This window comes from Solitalea koreensis, from assembly GCF_900182575.1.
GTDB lineage: Bacteria > Bacteroidota > Bacteroidia > Sphingobacteriales > Sphingobacteriaceae > Solitalea > Solitalea koreensis.
Genome location: NZ_FXSZ01000001.1, coordinates 430,516 through 448,145 on the forward strand (window position 1 = coordinate 430,516; position 17,630 = coordinate 448,145).

A 17,630-nucleotide genomic window follows, 5' to 3' on the forward strand; every position below is an offset into this window, starting at 1 on the left:
GTCAAATGATAAAAGTAATGTTAAGCCTGTTGCCAATCGCCTCAGGCTTAACATTAGGGTAAATTAGCGAGTGCCTAACAACGCAACAACCACACCGAATAGAGCAACACCTTCAACAAGTGCAGCAGCGATGATCATTGCAGTTTGAATTTTTGAGGCAGCCTCTGGTTGACGTGCAATACCTTCCATTGCAGAACCACCAATACGTCCGATACCTAAACCAGCACCAATTACAGCTAAACCAGCACCAATTGCAGCAATACTTCCGATCATTTTGTTATAGATTTATTATGTTAAAAAAAATTACTTATCCACTTAACAGCTAATAGTTTATGTTTTATAGTACTAGTAGCTATTAATATTATTTGTCTATGATCTATTAATCATAGTGATGATGCTCTTCAACAGCTGTACCTATAAATAAGGCAGTAAGCATGGTGAAGATAAATGCTTGTAAGAATGCTACTAACAACTCCAATACATACATAAACAATACAAAGCCTATTGAAACAGGTGCAATTGCCATTGTTTTAAAGATGAAAATCAGGGAGATTAAGCTTAATACGATAATGTGACCTGCTGTTATGTTAGCAAACAAACGGACGATCAAAGCGAAAGGCTTAGACAACACACCAATAATTTCCACGATCAACATGATTGGATATAACCACCATGGTACATCAGGAGCAAAAATGTGTTTCCAGTAGTATTTGTTTCCGCTAAAGCTTACTACCAGGAATGAAATAACTCCTAAAGTAAACGTTACGGCAATGTTACCAGTTAAGTTAGCTCCTCCAGGGAAAATAGGAACTAAACCAATTAGGTTGTTGATCCAGATGAAGAAGAAAATTGTTAACAGGAATGGCATGTAGCCAACATATCGATGTCCAATATTAGGACGTGCAATTTCATCACGTACAAATACAATAATAGGTTCAAGCAATGACTGAAAACCTTTTGGAGCTTTACCTTCACGATTTTTGTAAGAACTTGCAATGCTTGTAAAAATCAGCAATAATAAAATTGCCGAAAGAAACATTGAAGCTACATTTTTAGTGATGGAGAAATCAAGAGGTTTGCCATTAGTAGGATGCTCGCCAACAAAAGCCAGATATTGACCTTTTTCATTTGCGGTTTCGCTTGCGTAGTAAACCTTGTTTTCAAAACGAACAAAACGTTGTCCGTTAGCTTCAACAACATGAGAACCTTCGTTATCATGGTGAAACTCTTCAGAGTTAAAATGAACCAATCCGGCATCTGTCTTTAGTATTACAGGAAGTCCAAACGACTTGTCGCCCCATAAATGCCAGTCATGAGAATCAGAGATGTGCTCCATGATGGTTTCAGTGGCATTAAACTCACCTTCTTTACCATGAGCGTCCTCGTGTCCTTCAGCAACCTGTTCAGTATGCTCAGCTGCGTGTTTCGCAGAATCTACTCCCTCTGAATTTGCCTTAGCATTTGGGCTACAAATACTGAAAATGGCAAAAAATGAAGATAGAATTATTGTTTTTTTAAGAAAAAGTGGGTTAAAGCGCATTTATTTAACGATTTTCTATTTTTTTTTCGTCGCGCAAGTTATATATTAAATTATAAACTTCAAAGGCGGTAAAAGAGAAATATAAAATAAAGAAGTTAGAAATGAATAACCATTTGTTTCCAGCGAGTTGCATAAAAATGCATATAAGCGCAACAGTCATGGTTAAAAGCATTTTTACCACCACTGAAACCAGTACTAATAATACAGAAGACTCGCCTCCTTTTTTAATTCCAAAACTCGATAAAAGATAACTGCTTAAATTTAACACAGCAAAGAATGCGAAGAACATCCAAACATAAGGGTGTAGTAATTCGGGTTGGTATTGTGCAAAAGCGAAAATCAAACCAGCTAATAATACAATAAAAGGGAGATACTTTTTTAAGAAAGACATTTTTTGAGACAAAAGATTAAAGAAGTAAGACTAAAGCATTGCTGATTTATTATCATTTAGAGATTGGGTCTTTATTTTCTTTATTTAGCCACAAAGAACACCGAGGAAGCCCAAAGAACACTAAGTACTCAAACTTGTTGTCATTGTATTTTTATTGTGTACTTTGTGGTAAAAATAATTATTGAAAGCTCTACTTCAGCTGGCGGACTATATTATACATTGCAGCCCCTACTCCTATTAAGCAACCCAAAATAGTAAACCAGGGAGTAGCTGTAGCTAGCCAATCATCAAGCTTTACTCCGGCCCAGGCAAAAAAACCGATAATTACGATCATTTGAAAACCCATGCCGGAGTACTTGGCATAGTTACGCAGAGATTCGTTCGGCTTCTTTTCTTTCTGCGGAAATTGTGTGCTCATTTTTCTTATCTGTTTTGTGCATTGAACCCATGTGACACTTACCGGTAAATACCGCACCTGATTCTACCACCATCTTAGCAGTATAAATATCCCCATCAATTTTTGCTGTTGATTTCAGAAACAACAATTCTGAAATGTTAATATTACCTGACAATGTTCCAGAAATATCAGCATTTACACAAGAAATTGAACCTTCAACTCTTCCGGTTGATCCAAGTACTACTTTTGAAACCGAATGGATACTTCCTTTAACAAAACCGTCAATCCGAACATCACCTTTACAAGTAAGATCTCCACAAATTTCAGTCTTTGATCCGATAAGATTGATTGACGAACCAAGAGATTCTTCTCCTTCGTTCATTTTTTTTGTTTTACTAAGCATCATAAATTTAAATGGTTTGGTTATGAATGGTTTTACGGTAAAATCAAGAACAGGTTACAGCTTTTTTCTTTTTAGGAATAAATTGAAAAAATAACCCACTATTGTCTTAACGAAAATCAATATATTCTTTAGGGTCAACCGGGCTGCCGTTACTCCAAAGGGCAAAGCTACACAAACCTTGATTTTTATTAGCAGGATTATCAGATGCTGTACCTATCATTTCTCCAACGGATACATAGTCGCCCATCTTTTTAGTACTTGATGCGCAGTTTTCATACATGGAAACTATACCGTTTTCATGTTGAATGGTAATAACAACCCCTTTGCCGCTTACGGGAGCAACCGAAAGAACAACACCACTTAAAACAGCATTTACTGTTTTGCTGGTATTGGTTGCAATATCTACAAAAAGTTTATTGCTTTTAAGATTAAAACCTGACGAGATATTCCCTTTCGCAGGTGAACTAAATTTATAATCCTTAAGTGCTAATGGAGAATCGGACGATATGCGTTTGAATTTATAGTTTTCTGTTTGCTCAACAAATGATCGCAAGCTTGAATCTTCTTTCGGCTTTTTATGATCCAGGTCTTTTGCGTTAATTGATTTCGAGCCAGGAACCGTACTTTGTAGTACTTCGGCTCCGGCTTTCCCATTAATTACATCCTGCAAGTTGGCTAAATAAGTATCGCGCTCAAGAATAGCATTTTCCACGGAATCTACCTTTATAACTGTTTCTATTACGGATTTCTTTAGGGATATATCAGCATAACCCGGAATGAGCTCCCGTAATGGTGTAAAAACGATCAATAATAACGTTAGCATGATTAGGGTAAATCCTAAAATTGCAAGCGCTACAAATACATTCATTAATGATAAAGTGACCGACACCTTTTCTTCAAAAGTATCATCTTTGAGAACCACCAGTTTGTACTTCTCTTTAATTAAGGCTATAAACTTCTTCTTTCGGGTGGGCATTCGTTTTGGTTTGGCTTGGCAAAATAGGGGATATTTCTTTTTATTGAACGTTAAACCTATAAAATTATTGGATTAACATTCGTTTTTTGATTCGAAATTCGCTAAATACCTTATTATTGACGATTTAGATTAATCATTTATATTTGTTAATCTCTAATACTATAGCCCATTGCATAGAATAAGAAAATATTGCACTTGGATTCTTGTCATTGCAAGTTGCCCTGCCATTGAATCATGTAGTTCATCAAAAACAGCTGCGAATAACGCTGGGTTTATGAATCGATTTTATCATAATAACACCGCCCGATATAACAGTTTTTTTAATGCAAGAGAAATCTATCGCAAAAATATCGAGAAGTATGAACAGGATTATGCTTTTCAATATGGCGCTTTACTACCTATAATTATCCTTCCGGATGAAAACGCAACCCAATCGCTTGGAACACCAATGGATGAAATAATTAAAAAATGTTCAAACGTTGTTGATCGGCACAAGGTGAGCAAATGGGTCGATGATAGCTATATGATGCTGGGCAAAGCTTATTTCTACAAAGGCGATTATTTCAATGCAGCTCAAACATTCCAATATGTTTACAATACTTTTCCAGATAAAAACTTAAAAGAAGAAGCCGTCGCCTGGATAGGATTGGCTAAAATGAAAGACAAGTTAACCGATGAAGCTGCTTCCGCTTTTGATATGGCATTGGGAAACATTGGAGATGCAATTTCTTCCAAAAGTTTTGTACATGCAGCTTCGGCAGAGTTCTATAAACAAAATAAGGATTATGAAAAAGCGGCTCAATACCTTGATAAAGCTGTTGCCTCTCTAAAAAAAGTCGATACTGAAAAGAAAATACGTTATAGTTTCACACTTGGTCAACTGTATGAAAAAATCAATGCAAACGACAAAGCTATTGAGGCCTTTAAGCAAATTGAAAAACTTAAAGCTCCTTATGAAATTGATTTAGTAGCAAAGATTAATATATTTAGATTGAGTAATATTACCGACGGTGGAAAAACCGACGATTTAGTAGAAAAGCTTAATAAATTACTGTCCGACGAAAAAAACAAGGATTACAAAGGGTCTATTTACTATGTGCTCGGCGCTGCTACTCTACGTAGGAACGACGTTGATTCTGCATTAAAACTTTATAAACTATCAATAAAAAACAGTCAGGATAATTTTAATCAAAAGGCATTATCTTATTCTCAGATCGGGGATATCTACTTTAACAACCTTAAGGATTACAAACAGGCTAAATTATACTATGATAGCACCCGAGCTTTCATACAAACTGACAACCCTGAATATTCAAAGATCATTGAACGCCATAATAAACTAAATGAATTAATTGAAAACCAGCGTGTCATTAACCGTGAAGATAGTTTACAACGAATTGCATTAATGCCCGAAAATCAACGCAATGAATTGATCGAAAAACGGGTAACCTCCATACTAGAAACTCAAAGACAGGCCAAAACAGTTGGCCAAGAACAACCTTATTATAATACGGTACAAGTCGACAGGTTTAACTCACAAGGTAGTGCCATTTGGTATTTCTATAATAATAATGCGGTAGCTTCAGGTTATAATGAATTTGTGCGACGCTGGGGAAACAGAACTCTTTCGGATAATTGGCGAATCGGCAGTCAACAACAGTTTGCAGGAATGAACATACAGGGCAATGCCCCAATTGACGATTTCAGCACCCTAAAAGATGCAAAACCAAATGACATTAAAACGTATTTGTTAAAAAACATACCTTTAACACCGACAATGCTTGACTCATCAAATATGCGTAAGCAAACGGCCTGCTATAATTTGGGAAATATCTATTTTACCGACTTAGAAGAGTACAATGAAGCCATCACGTATTACAGCTTGGCTCTGAATTTAACACCAACTGCTCAATACCAAGCTGAACTACTTTACGATATTTATAAAAGCTATGAATTGTTGGGCAACAACACCCTGGCCAGTGATTACCGCAACAAGCTATTTTCCCAATTCCCGAATTCAACCTACGCAACTGCAATTAAAGAGCCGGGTAAAAAAAATAATGCAACTGATGCCAGCCAAAAGGCTTTTGAAGATCAGTATGAACTTGCGTATATCGATTTTCAAAACAATCAATTTGACAAAGTACTTGAAGGGAATACACAGTTTCAAATCTCTACAGCAAGTGACTATCTAAAATCGAAATATGCATTTCTGGCAGCTCTTGCAATTGGTAAAACCCAAAATCTAAATAAATTTGAACCTGAATTAAAAAAGATAAAAATTAACTACAATGATTATGAAGTTAGCAGAGAGGCCTCGCAACTATTAGCAATGATTGATAGCAATCGAGATGAATATATGGCACGGTCGGTCGCACTCGATCTTACATCTGTCGCTACCTCTAATAATGCGACTGATGTTACTCGCAGGCTGGCTGAACAACAACAATCAGAAGGTGAACGCATTGCACGCGAACAGGCAGAAGCTGAACGTCTCAGTTATTTTAAAAAGCCAGCTCCTAATGCAAAGTTCTTGTTCATAATTTCAGTTAATAATACAACCGCAAACCTTAACAGAACCCGTTATGGCATTAACCACTTTAATATGGATAATTACCCAGACAAAAAATATCAGTACAATACTATCGTTCTCAATAAAGAAACTCAACTCATTTCAGTAACTCAATTTAATGATTTAGCTACTGCAGGAGAATATTATAAAAGATTTGTGGCCAATCGAAGTTCTATCACTCCACTTGAAGATGATAAATACGATGTTTTTATCATTACTACTGATAACTTTGCACGCTTAACAAACCAACAAAACGTTATACAATACGTAAACTATTTCAGAAATAATTTTTAATACATACAATGAGTAATACGCAGATAAGCAAACAAGATATTAGCAGGTACTTAAGGAATTTTTGGTTATTCATTATTGGTTGCATCGCTTTATTTTTCATCTTTATTTTATCCATTACATTAGGATTATTCGGCAAAATGCCTTCTTTCCGGGACTTGGAAAATCCTAAAAGCAATATTGCATCAGAGGTAATTTCCGCTGATGGCAAAGTTATTGGAACCTACTACCTTGAAAACCGTTCGTTCGTAAAATACAGTGAATTGTCTCCAAGTATTGTAAACGCTCTTATTGCTACTGAAGACACGCGTTTTTATGACCATTCAGGAATAGACTTCAGTCGAACCTTCACTATCGTTTTGTACAACCTAATGGGTAAACGTCAGGGAGCAAGTACAATTACTCAACAATTGGCTAAAAAACTATTTGGTCGTGAAAAAAACGCTATCATCATTACAAAAATGAAAGAGTGGATCACAGCGGTTAAACTGGAACGAAATTATACCAAACAAGAGATATTGGCAATGTATCTGAACATTGTTGACTTTGGCAGTAATGCTTACGGCATCAAAACAGCTGCAAGAACATTTTTTGACACCACTCCTGATAAATTAACAATTGAACAAGCCGCATTACTTATTGGCATGCTTAAAGGTCCGAGTTATTATTCTCCAATAAGATATCCGGAACGTGCAAAAGCGCGTAGAAATACAGTGCTAATGCGAATGGAATCAGAGGATAAAATCACAGCGGAGGAGTGTGAAAAAGCTAAGGCCGCTCCTGTTAAACTTATCTATAATCCTGAAAACCACAATGACGGCATTGCTGCTTATTTACGCGAATATTTACGCATTGAAATAAGCAAAATGCTGGATAACGGAACCATAAAACCAAAGCAAGATGGTAGTACTTATGATCTCTATCGAGATGGCTTAAAAGTGTATGTCACCATTGACTCACGCATGCAAGAGTATGCAGAAGCAGCAGAAAAGGAACATCTTACTGATTTACAAAGGCAATTTAATCAACATTGGAAAGGAAGAGGTCAGGATCCTCTTTCGGATTTACAAAAAGGAGATATAGAGAGAGCGATCCGGCTTACTGATCGATATCATGACCTAAAAGAGCAAGGTAAATCTGAAGAGGAGATCAAATCTGACTTCAGAACAAAAGTAAAAATGACTGTATTCAGCTGGCGAGGCGATATTGACACCACTATGAGTCCTCTTGACTCAATTAAATACTACAAGAGATTCCTACGATCAGCAATGATGTCAATGGAGCCTAAAACAGGTTATGTTCGCGCTTGGGTTGGAGGAAATGATTTTAAGTATTTTAAATACGATCAGGTAAGAACTGGAGCTCGTCAGGTAGGCTCAACATTTAAACCTTTTGTTTATACGGCAGCTATTGATAATGGGTTTTCACCGTGTCAAAGTGTAGCCAACGAACCTGTTACTTTTGAGCAAGCAGATGGAACTATCTATTCCCCTAAAAATGCAGACGGTAAAACAGGCGGATTTTATACGTTAAAACAAGGCTTGGCAAGATCAATGAACTTGATCACCATGTATTTAATGAAACAAATAGGGCCGAAAATTGTCGCGAAATATGCTCACGACATGGGTATTACTGCAGATATTCCACCTTATCCTTCCATTGGACTTGGTGTAGCCGATATAACTTTATTCGAAATGGTTGGAGCATATAGTGTATTCGCAAATAAAGGTATATGGACAAAACCCATTTATTTATTGAGAATTGAAGATAAAAACGGCAACATTATTTTCGAAAACAGACCAGAAATCAAACAAGCTATTAGTGAACAAACCGCGTATGTGATGCTCGATATGCTAAAAGGCACATCGACTATACCAGGAGGTACGGCTCTTCGTCTACGAGGCAAGTACAAATTTGCTAATCCGATTGCAGCTAAAACCGGTACTACTCAAAATCAATCGGATGGTTGGTTTATGGGTGTTACTCCTGATTTAGTAACGGGTGTTTGGACTGGCTGTGAAGATCGTGCAGTTCGTTTCCACTCACTTAACCTTGGAGAAGGAGCCAATATGGCATTGCCCGCTTTTGCATTGTTTATGCAGAAAGTATATAAAGACCCCAGCTTAAAATATTCGAAAGGAGACTTTGCCCGACCAGATACGCTTAACATAGAATTAGATTGCTCAAAATATGCTCCTGCTTCTACAGAACGTCCCGAAGAATCTGAAAATAAAAAAGATGATCGTTTAGGATTTTAAAATTAAAAGCTACCCTAAAAAAGACTGATTCGGACATGAATCAGTCTTTTTTTATTTTAAGCTGCCAGAGTATATTATCTTTCCTTTATCTTAGTAAGAGAAACTATGAATGCGTTCGATTATAAAAAAGTAATTACTAAAATACCCCACAAACCCGGCATATACCAGTATTTCGATACTGATAATAAACTAATATATGTTGGAAAGGCAAAAGATCTTCGTAATCGTGTTGCATCGTATTTTGTAACCGATCGTATGCAAAATGCTAAAACACGCGTATTGATCAGCAAAATTCAGGATATAAAATTCACGATCGTTAACAGTGAGTTGGAGGCTTTATTATTAGAAAACAATTTAATAAAAGAACATCAGCCGAAATATAATGTCCTGCTTAAAGACGATAAGACCTATCCATCTATCGTTATTAAAAACGAACCCTTCCCTCGCATATATGGGACCCGTAAAATAATTCGTGATGGATCAAAATATTTTGGGCCTTACGCTTCGGTTGGAATGATGCGAACCATGTTAGAAATGATAAAGGACCTGTATCCTATTCGAACTTGTACTCTCCAACTTTCAAAAGAAAATATTCAAAGTAGAAAATTCAAGGTTTGCTTAGAGTATCAAATTGGCAACTGTAAAGGCCCTTGTGAAGATCTTCAATCAAAATCTGACTATGATCAAAATATAGAGGACATAAAAGACATTTTAAAGGGGAACACTTCGACTGTTTTAAGACATTTGGAAGATAAAATAAAAGATGCTGTTACCCACCTGGATTTTGAACAGGCTCATCATTTTAAACAAAAATTGGATAAGCTTGAAAGTTACCAAAGCCGATCAGCTGTGGTAAGTTCAACGTTGAATAATATCGACGTTTATTCAATTGCAACGGATAGTAAACATGCCTTTATTAATTACTTAAAAGTTTCCAATGGAAGCATCGTTCAAACCCAAACAATTGAACTAAAAAAGAAATTAGACGAAAGCGATGAAGAATTATTGCTATTGGGCATAGCAGAATTCAGAAACAGATTTCAAAGCGATGCAAAAGAAATTGTAGTACCATTTAAAATTGAATTTGAGGATTCAAATTTGAATTTTATTGTCCCAAAACTAGGTGATAAAAAGAAATTACTCGAGCTCTCAGAAAAAAACGTGATGTTTTTCCGAAAAGCAAAGTTAGATCAATATGAAAAACTAAACCCGGAATTAAAAACCGACAGATTATTAAGCCAGATGAAGCAAGACCTTCATCTATCTGAGTTACCACGACACATTGAATGTTTTGACAACTCAAATTTTCAAGGAAAGTACCCTGTTTCAGCAATGGTGGTTTTTAAAAATGCTAAACCTTCTAAAAAAGATTACAGGCATTTTAATGTACGTACCGTTGAAGGTCCGAATGATTTTGCAACCATGCAAGAAGTAATCGAACGTCGGTATAGCCGTGTATTGAATGAAAATCAACCACTCCCCGATTTAATTATTGTTGATGGAGGTAAAGGGCAGTTAAGCTCAGCTGTTGAAATACTAAAAAAACTTAATATATACACCAAAGTTCCTATTATCGGAATAGCCAAACGACTTGAAGAATTGTATTACCCCAATGACCCGATTCCTCTTTATCTTGATAAAAAATCGGAAACGTTAAAAATCATTCAACAACTACGTGACGAAGCTCATCGGTTTGGCATTACGCATCATCGCAATCGAAGAGATAAAGGAACCTTAGTAACAGAACTAGAATTAATAGAAGGAGTAGGCCCAAAAACTGCAGAAAGCCTGCTCAAATATTTTCGTTCTGTAAAAAAGATAAAACAAGCAACCTTGGAAGAACTACTAGAAGTAGTTAACTTGAAACAAGCACAAGCTCTTTTGGATTATTTCGGATCAGGAAAAGAATAATGATCAACCGTTATAAACAAAAGAGAGCACTCTAATCGAGTGCTCTCTTTTGTTTTATGTTACTATTTCTAGTACTCCCAAAGGTCTTGTTCAAAATCCATGATTTTGTTCTTTATACGCTCAGATTCATACAGACGATCAATACCGCTTGCATAATTGGCAATACGAACATCATCAGCATTGCTTTCCTTAATTATGTAGCTACTAAACAAACGCTTGATAAAGAAATCATCAAAACTTAAGTTTGAGGCATCATTAAAACGATTAAACACCTCTGCATTTGCCAATACCTGACGAGCTTCAGGGAAATAAATCCAAAACAACACCTCACTTACCAAAGTACCACCAGAAGCAAGATCATCACCTCCTTTAAAGTATTCCTTAATCGGAGCTATTGCGATAATACGAGGTTCAAAAATTGAACGTTGTTTATCAAAAATCCAATCTTCTTTAATACGGTATTTACGAACTTCTTCAGGCTTAAAAGGTTCACTAATTGTTGTGTCTCTTTCACCTAATTCAGGTCTATTAATATCAACTGGTATTTTAGCAGTTGTTGAACCACCTGATACTTTTTGTTCGAATTCTGCCATTGAAAGAACACGTCTAAATGTACTATCATCTGTAGTATTAGCATCGTATACTGTCAATTCGCCTGCTCGAATACCTTTGATCAATACGTCAATTAAACGAGATTGAGGATAAGTTAGCGGTTTGTTTGCCTTTTCCTTTACATCAAGTTCTCGCCAAATACGCTTTGACCACATAACATCAGACTGACGGATATATGAATAAGGAATTACCTTAATATTTACGTTATTTTCCTTTTTATATACACCATCAACTAATGGAGTGTCAAATAATGAAGCTGAACCCGTTGGGTTAGATACATTCTTAACTACAGTATCAACAGCAGCAACAGGCAGGGAAGTGTTCTCATTCGTTTTTACCGCAGAGACCTTCTTAGCTGAGGATGAAGCTGTAGTTTTAGCTTTACCAGCTGTAGTTTTTTTCTTGGTTTGAGCTGAAGCCACTACCGTGAGGCAACTCAATATTACTGCAATTGCTGTTAGTTTAAATTTCATTTTTATCACTATTGAACTTGGATACTCACAGGTGTTTTAATAAACCTGATTTTACCTGATGGGTCACTCACCTTAATTTCATCAAAAATGATCTTATCTCCAGCCACAACACTTGAAACAGCATCCTTTAAGCTTCCGGAAAGACTTGCTCCTGTGTTAGATGCAACAATTGCATCCTGACGTTTCTTAATAACATAACCGTTATAACTAACTACGGTAAAACGTGCGTCAAAGTCAAAGTTTTCCAAAACCGCCTGTAACCCTGGTTGTACACGAGCAGATCCTGCCGACAATTTACCACTAGCTACCCCACCAAATTTAGCGATAGGATCTGGGATAAATTTAACCCTGTAAGATTGTGAACCCATGTTCATCATTTTACCATTAACTTCTGCACTAATATTAATATTGACAGTTCCCGGAGTTGAAACGCGAGCAATGTATTTGCCATTTCCACCTGTTAAAGATCCGCCTGAAATACTTGCACTAACTTTACTGTTAGATACTCCTGCCGCAGAAACTGTAATAGGGTTATCAACCCCTATATAAAGAACATTCATTTTATCGGCCATCGCGACAGCTGCAGGTGCTGCAACTTGATATTTTTGAGTAAATGGATACTCTTCAATTTTACCATTTCGAGTAATCACAATTTTTCCTCCCCAGGTAAATTCCCCAACTGAATTTGGTGTAACATGATAACTTGCTACCCCATTGGTAGTAGTCATTTTAGTCCCTCCAATATATACTTGAACGTCTGAAGAACTCGTTGCCGCAGCTAAAGAAACTTTGGCTTCGTATGGCTGACCAACTAAAACGTAACTTGAAGGAGCTGCAACATTTGCACTAAATTGGTTGAAAATAATTTCATCACCAGAAACTGATTGGTACAACGCTTTGATTATTTCAGCCTCTGAGTTTTTGGCGTCAGCTTGAATTTTAGTCAAAATAGTTACTGCTGCAGTGACTGGCACACTAGAAAACTGCTTAACCTCCCAACTCTTATCCTTCTCATCCTTAGCATCTAATGAAATAGATACACGATTTTTCATTTTCTCTCCCAACAAACCCTCAAGTTTAGCTTTTACATCCAAAATTTTGGATTTAATCACCGGGCCTTGCGGATTCTTCTCTTCCAGCATAATTCTAGTTGCAATATCCAGATTATCTCTTCCTATGATATCACCGGTTACTGGATCACGCCCTTCTGCTTCTTTAATAATATCATCTTTTATCCCCTGAACATACTTATACAGCTCTTCAGTGTATCCTATAGCTTTTTCTGCATTTTCTAAGAGGTTCTTTTTTTCAGGGTTTTTGGCAATTGCCTTTTTAAAAGATTCCATTGTGCTTGTAATAGAGCCATCTACATTTTTTGTAGACTCTTCCAAGCTATCATTTACTGTTTTAAATGCATTTAATACTTCTGCGCTTACATTTAGGGCAAGCATGGCAGTGAGTACCAAATACATCAGGTTAATCATCTGCTGTCTTGCCGTTTGCTTTCCTGCTCCTGCCATAATCTCGAATGGTTATTGGTTAACTTAATAATTTAAATAATCGATTGAGATTATGACTTAGGAACATTCATTGCTGATAACATATTACCATACACAGAATTAAGCGAAGTAAGATTTTTAGCCAATTTAGCAACCTCATCTCTGTATACTTGTGAGTAACTTAATGTTTCACCGAAACCTTGCATAGTTTCATTGATATTGGCATAATATTTACTCATTGACTTCAAGTGGTTATTGGTTTCCTGAAGTTCCATTTCGTATACAGCATTTAAAGCTGAAAGGTTTTTAACCATGTTACTAACCTGTTCATTATAATTTTTAGTATCAATAGTTGCACCAGCCATTTCCGACAACGAGCTTGACGCTTTTTGATATGAAATAATTAACTGATTAACCGTATCGTTTCCACGTTTAAGACTTTCAGAAAGCGTATTGGTATCGATAGAAACGTTAGCTACATTAGATATTGCTGTGACTTTATCGCCAAAAGTGCGTAAACCATTACCTAAGTTTTGAACTAATTCTGGAGTAACATTTGCTTCTTGCAACATCCGGTCTAAGGCATTGGAGTTTCCTGCACCTCCTGAGCGCACTGAAATTCCGGCAACAGCTGGTTCATTTTCAGGTAATAATTCAGGATATGCGCGAGACCAATCTATTTCGTCATATTGTGGTTGAAATGCCATTGCAATAAAGATAATCGCTTCGCAGGTCATACCCACCATCAGCATTTCTTTAGCTCCTGGCCAGTGAAGAATTTTAAATAAAGCTCCCATAATTACAGGTGCTGCAAATAAGGATGCGAAGAAATTGAGGTTAAATTTTACTTTACCTTTCATAACAATAGTTTAAATGTGTTTGATTTGGTTGTTTAATTATTTATTTGGTAATAGGTTTCCCCATGTATGATACGATACAACGGAAACCGATATACGACTTGGCTGTATCTTGGTACTCATATGAGCGAATACCGTTTTGCAAAAAGAATCCGATATCTTTCCATGAGCCACCGCGAACCACTTTACGTTTTTGAGATAGAGATGCATTATCACTCTCTTGGGTAGTATAGGTAGGATTCATATCATGAACAAAAGTATATGACGATTCATCGTAAGTTGAACTAGTCCACTCAGCAACGTTACCGGCCATATTATACAAGCCATAATCATTAGGGAAATACGACTTAACGTTAACCGTATAGAAACCGCCGTCATCAGCGTAGTTACCCCGGCCTGGTTTAAAGTTAGCTAATAAACAGCCTTTACTATTGCGAATATATGGCCCTCCCCAAGGATAATCTGTTCCAATCCGGCCTCCACGAGCAGCATACTCAAACTGTGCTTCGGTTGGTAAACTTACACTACCGCGACGAGGCTTTTTACTCTTATCCTTATAACTATTATTGAACTCTGTTCTCCAAGCAGCAAAGGCATTGGCTTGTTTCCAAGTAACACCTACAACAGGATAATTATCAAAAGCAGGGTGAGAAAAATACTGTTCAACCATTGGCTCATTTTGTGCATAACTAAAATCTGCCAACCAAACTAAAGTATCAGGATAAATTTGAACCTTTTCTCGTTTGATAAAAGACGTACGTGCTTTTGTACGATTTTGTTTAAGTGCTGCTGCACGAAAATCAAACCATGTATATTGGTATACAAACTTGGTTACGTCAAATTCCTTTTTACCATAAATCTGATCATCCCCCTGGTAATACATACCATTTAGATTATCAGATCCTGAATCACCCCCTACTGACTTTTTACCTTTTTTTGTACCATATACCAAGGGCTTTTTAGGATTGATAAATTCAGTACCGTCATCCCCTTTAATAATGTAATCGCCTCCCATCATTTTGGCAGCGATTGAATCACGTACCCAATAAACGAACTGACGATACTCATTGTTGGTAATCTCAGTCTCGTCCATATAAAAGGGAGCGATGGTAACCTGACGGTTTTGAGCAGTCTGAGAAGAAGTGATATCCTGATCAGATTGCCCCATGATAAATGTTCCTGCAGGAATATAAACCATGCCGTATGGCACATCTGTTTTGTAGGGTTTTCTACCCTGTATACCTACTAATTCTCCTCTTGCTCCGGAAGAACCGCATCCACTTACACTAAGCAGTAGTGCTGAGGAACATAGAAGCCACAAGTATTTCATAAATCAAAAAGTAAAGGTTTGGCGAATATTTTTAAATTTTAGGTATTAAAAAACAAGTTTTAATACCTTTTAAACGATTTGTAATATTTAATTGTTACACAACATACAAAAATAATGACAAAAAAAAAACGTTAATACGCATCTCTAAAGAATTAGCACCGTATTAACGTTTAATTAAATGTCATTTGTAAATAAATATGTGGTGAAACATATTTATTTACAAATGACATACCTTTTATTAAAAATTACTTATTAGTTGCCTTAATATACTCTTCAATAGCCATTGTCATAGATGGAGATTGTGGTGTAGGGGCCTGAACATCCAGTTTTAAGCCGGCATCAAGTACGGCTTTATGGGTTGTAGACCCAAACGCTGCGATGCGCGTATTATCTTGTGTAAAGTCAGGAAAATTAAGAAAAAGAGATTTTATTCCTGAAGGACTGAAAAAAGCAATCATATCATACTTAACTTCCGCTAAATCAGACAAGTCACTGCATACAGTTCTATACATAATTGCCTCGCTTATATTATAGCCAGCTTCACGCATTTTATCTGGCACAACCTCTTTGCTCACATCTGAGCATGGAAATAAAAACTTCTCTCCCGGATGTTTTTTGAAAATTTCCATTAAATCAGCAGTGGTTTGTTTTCCAAAGAAAATTTTACGTTTTCGATATTGAATATATTTCTGCAAATACAAAGCAGTTGATTCAGTATTACAGAAATATTTCATTTCTGCAGGCACCTCATAGCGCATTTCTTCACATAACCTGAAATACTGATCAATACCATGACGGCTTGTAAAAATTACTGCAGTAAAATCTGGTAAATTAATTTTCCCCTTTCTGAACTCCTTAGCCGGCACTCCTTCAACATGAATGAATGGCCTAAAATCTAATTTTAAACTATACTTTTTTGCAAGTTCAGTATACGGGTTCTTTTCGGTTTCTGGTTTAGGTTGAGTAACTAAAATACTTTTAACCTTTAATTTTGTCTCTGCCATTTTTTAAAAATCCCCTCCTTCTGCTTTTATTTAATTCAAAAGTACTTTATATAGTATTATTAATGGACAAATTTCAAAGGCGCAAAGATACACAATAAAATAAAATTTTGGAAATTGAAAATTAGACGAAATGTAAAGTATGCCTCTAAGGTATTGATAAACTAAACTTAAGACTAACAAAACAACAAACACTATTAATAATTGAGAAGAAATACTCTTCGGACCAAGAGTATAAAAAATCAACAATGGAAATATTATCAATGAAAATGCACAAAACGTTATGTAAACAATAGAAATATAATTATTAACCAAACTTTTTACAGAGAACAAAGCCCCGGCAAGTCGCAATAAAATAGTTTTGACACCAAAAAAAACCATCACACATCCCGCTAATGCAACGTAGGCTGCCCAGCCGTCAAAATGAAATAGTTCGTCGATTCCGAATAATAGTTTTAGCAAATAAGCATAGGTTAAGCTTATAAACAAGGCAATAAAAAGAAACGACTCCGAGTTCAGAACGTTATTGTCACGAATTACTAAATTTAATATCCTATTATTAATAAATCCCTGTAGGATAGCGTAGATATCTTTTGCAAAAAAATAACTAATCAAAACAAACAAGCATAAAACAGACAGCAAAGCAAACACATTCCATTGCTGATAAAACTTACGCTCTGCTCCTGTTTGATATTTTTCATTTTTGGATTCAATTGCCGTTTTTCGTTTTAAATGCAGGTAATCAAAAAACTTTGCGTTTACGACCTGCATTGATGAATCTTCCTTGGCTGTTCGAATACTGTCGAGTTTAATTGGCTTCAGATAAGCATTAAACGCAGAATCAAGCTTATATTTTGGAGCATAGGCTTGATTATAAGAGTTGGTAGAAGATGTTCTTTTTAGGGTTATATGACTCGAGTCTTGAGCAAGAGTGTTTACAGAAACGAGGATAAAAAGAAAAAAAACACGTAAAAAAATGGTTAACTGCCTCAATTTGTGATGATCTAGTTCGATGCAAAAATATTGTTATTTTAAAAACTATTACAAGGCAATGAACGATTATTCTACTTTTCAGCTAATAAAGACAGAACATCCTTTTATTGTTAACTAACTTTGCTG

Annotated in this window: 15 protein-coding genes; 3 read left to right on the forward strand and 12 right to left on the reverse strand. The window is 36.1% G+C overall.

Annotated features, from left to right (window positions below; translation table 11 throughout):
• Positions 1 to 63: 63 nt before the first annotated feature.
• The 6 genes from atpE to FN756_RS01985 form a co-directional block, all read right to left on the reverse strand.
• Positions 64 to 273, reverse strand: a complete 210-nt coding sequence (atpE, locus tag FN756_RS01960; protein ID WP_103790345.1) for an ATP synthase F0 subunit C — start codon at positions 271 to 273, stop codon at positions 64 to 66.
• 106 nt (positions 274 to 379) lie between these two features.
• Positions 380 to 1,540, reverse strand: a complete 1,161-nt coding sequence (gene atpB / locus FN756_RS01965) for a F0F1 ATP synthase subunit A (protein ID WP_142600998.1) — start codon at positions 1,538 to 1,540, stop codon at positions 380 to 382.
• 4 nt (positions 1,541 to 1,544) lie between these two features.
• Positions 1,545 to 1,931 carry a hypothetical protein gene (locus tag FN756_RS01970; RefSeq protein WP_142601000.1) on the reverse strand — a complete coding sequence of 129 codons (387 nt, stop codon included), beginning with the start codon at positions 1,929 to 1,931 and terminating at the stop codon, positions 1,545 to 1,547.
• 190 nt (positions 1,932 to 2,121) lie between these two features.
• Positions 2,122 to 2,349 carry an AtpZ/AtpI family protein gene (locus FN756_RS01975; protein ID WP_142601001.1) on the reverse strand — a complete coding sequence of 76 codons (228 nt, stop codon included), beginning with the start codon at positions 2,347 to 2,349 and terminating at the stop codon, positions 2,122 to 2,124.
• Complete coding sequence (locus FN756_RS01980) at positions 2,297 to 2,710, reverse strand: bactofilin family protein (protein ID WP_142601003.1); 414 nt, start codon at positions 2,708 to 2,710, stop codon at positions 2,297 to 2,299. Before FN756_RS01980 ends, FN756_RS01975 begins: the two co-directional genes overlap by 53 nt.
• A gap of 127 nt (positions 2,711 to 2,837) precedes the next feature.
• Positions 2,838 to 3,707 (reverse strand): murein hydrolase activator EnvC family protein, encoded by an 870-nt coding sequence (locus FN756_RS01985; protein ID WP_142601004.1) that lies wholly within the window; start codon positions 3,705 to 3,707, stop codon positions 2,838 to 2,840.
• Positions 3,708 to 3,876: 169 nt separating this feature from the next.
• On the opposite strand from FN756_RS01985, the gene porW reads away from it, so the two are divergent.
• The 3 genes from porW (at position 3,877) to uvrC (ending at position 10,739) form a co-directional block, all read left to right on the forward strand.
• Complete coding sequence (gene porW, locus FN756_RS01990) at positions 3,877 to 6,573, forward strand: type IX secretion system periplasmic lipoprotein PorW/SprE (RefSeq protein WP_449441398.1); 2,697 nt, start codon at positions 3,877 to 3,879, stop codon at positions 6,571 to 6,573.
• 8 nt (positions 6,574 to 6,581) lie between these two features.
• The gene (locus FN756_RS01995; RefSeq protein WP_142601008.1) at positions 6,582 to 8,828 is read left to right on the forward strand and encodes a penicillin-binding protein 1A; all 2,247 of its coding nucleotides are present in this window, start codon (positions 6,582 to 6,584) and stop codon (positions 8,826 to 8,828) included.
• Positions 8,829 to 8,933: 105 nt separating this feature from the next.
• A complete protein-coding gene (uvrC, locus tag FN756_RS02000; RefSeq protein WP_142601009.1) occupies positions 8,934 to 10,739 on the forward strand; it encodes an excinuclease ABC subunit UvrC in 1,806 nt (601 codons plus the stop codon).
• Between the two features lie 68 nt (positions 10,740 to 10,807).
• On the opposite strand, the gene porN is transcribed toward uvrC, so the two are convergent.
• From porN to FN756_RS02030, 6 genes are all read right to left on the reverse strand, one after another.
• The gene (gene porN / locus FN756_RS02005) at positions 10,808 to 11,824 is read right to left on the reverse strand and encodes a type IX secretion system ring subunit PorN/GldN (RefSeq protein WP_142601011.1); all 1,017 of its coding nucleotides are present in this window, start codon (positions 11,822 to 11,824) and stop codon (positions 10,808 to 10,810) included.
• Positions 11,825 to 11,832: 8 nt separating this feature from the next.
• Complete coding sequence (gene porM, locus FN756_RS02010; RefSeq protein ID WP_142601012.1) at positions 11,833 to 13,344, reverse strand: type IX secretion system motor protein PorM/GldM; 1,512 nt, start codon at positions 13,342 to 13,344, stop codon at positions 11,833 to 11,835.
• Positions 13,345 to 13,394: 50 nt separating this feature from the next.
• On the reverse strand, positions 13,395 to 14,183 hold the full coding sequence (gene porL, locus FN756_RS02015; RefSeq protein WP_142601014.1) for a type IX secretion system motor protein PorL/GldL: 789 nt from the start codon (positions 14,181 to 14,183) through the stop codon (positions 13,395 to 13,397).
• A gap of 40 nt (positions 14,184 to 14,223) precedes the next feature.
• A complete protein-coding gene (gene porK / locus FN756_RS02020) occupies positions 14,224 to 15,510 on the reverse strand; it encodes a T9SS ring complex lipoprotein PorK/GldK (RefSeq protein ID WP_142601016.1) in 1,287 nt (428 codons plus the stop codon).
• 245 nt (positions 15,511 to 15,755) lie between these two features.
• Entirely contained in the window at positions 15,756 to 16,514 is a 759-nt protein-coding gene (locus tag FN756_RS02025; RefSeq protein ID WP_142601017.1) for a uroporphyrinogen-III synthase, read from the reverse strand.
• A gap of 30 nt (positions 16,515 to 16,544) precedes the next feature.
• Entirely contained in the window at positions 16,545 to 17,504 is a 960-nt protein-coding gene (locus tag FN756_RS02030; RefSeq protein ID WP_142601019.1) for a DUF4271 domain-containing protein, read from the reverse strand.
• Positions 17,505 to 17,630: the final 126 nt, after the last annotated feature.

Coding starts and splice junctions, on each gene's coding strand:
- atpE (WP_103790345.1), bottom strand. CDS start 273: ATGATCGGAAGTATTGCTGCAATTGGTGCTGGTTTAGCTGTAATTGGT.
- atpB (WP_142600998.1), bottom strand. CDS start 1,540: ATGCGCTTTAACCCACTTTTTCTTAAAAAAACAATAATTCTATCTTCA.
- FN756_RS01970 (WP_142601000.1), bottom strand. CDS start 1,931: ATGTCTTTCTTAAAAAAGTATCTCCCTTTTATTGTATTATTAGCTGGT.
- FN756_RS01975 (WP_142601001.1), bottom strand. CDS start 2,349: ATGAGCACACAATTTCCGCAGAAAGAAAAGAAGCCGAACGAATCTCTG.
- FN756_RS01980 (WP_142601003.1), bottom strand. CDS start 2,710: ATGAACGAAGGAGAAGAATCTCTTGGTTCGTCAATCAATCTTATCGGA.
- FN756_RS01985 (WP_142601004.1), bottom strand. CDS start 3,707: ATGCCCACCCGAAAGAAGAAGTTTATAGCCTTAATTAAAGAGAAGTAC.
- FN756_RS01995 (WP_142601008.1), top strand. CDS start 6,582: ATGAGTAATACGCAGATAAGCAAACAAGATATTAGCAGGTACTTAAGG.
- uvrC (WP_142601009.1), top strand. CDS start 8,934: ATGAATGCGTTCGATTATAAAAAAGTAATTACTAAAATACCCCACAAA.
- porN (WP_142601011.1), bottom strand. CDS start 11,824: ATGAAATTTAAACTAACAGCAATTGCAGTAATATTGAGTTGCCTCACG.
- porM (WP_142601012.1), bottom strand. CDS start 13,344: ATGGCAGGAGCAGGAAAGCAAACGGCAAGACAGCAGATGATTAACCTG.
- porL (WP_142601014.1), bottom strand. CDS start 14,183: ATGAAAGGTAAAGTAAAATTTAACCTCAATTTCTTCGCATCCTTATTT.
- porK (WP_142601016.1), bottom strand. CDS start 15,510: ATGAAATACTTGTGGCTTCTATGTTCCTCAGCACTACTGCTTAGTGTA.
- FN756_RS02025 (WP_142601017.1), bottom strand. CDS start 16,514: ATGGCAGAGACAAAATTAAAGGTTAAAAGTATTTTAGTTACTCAACCT.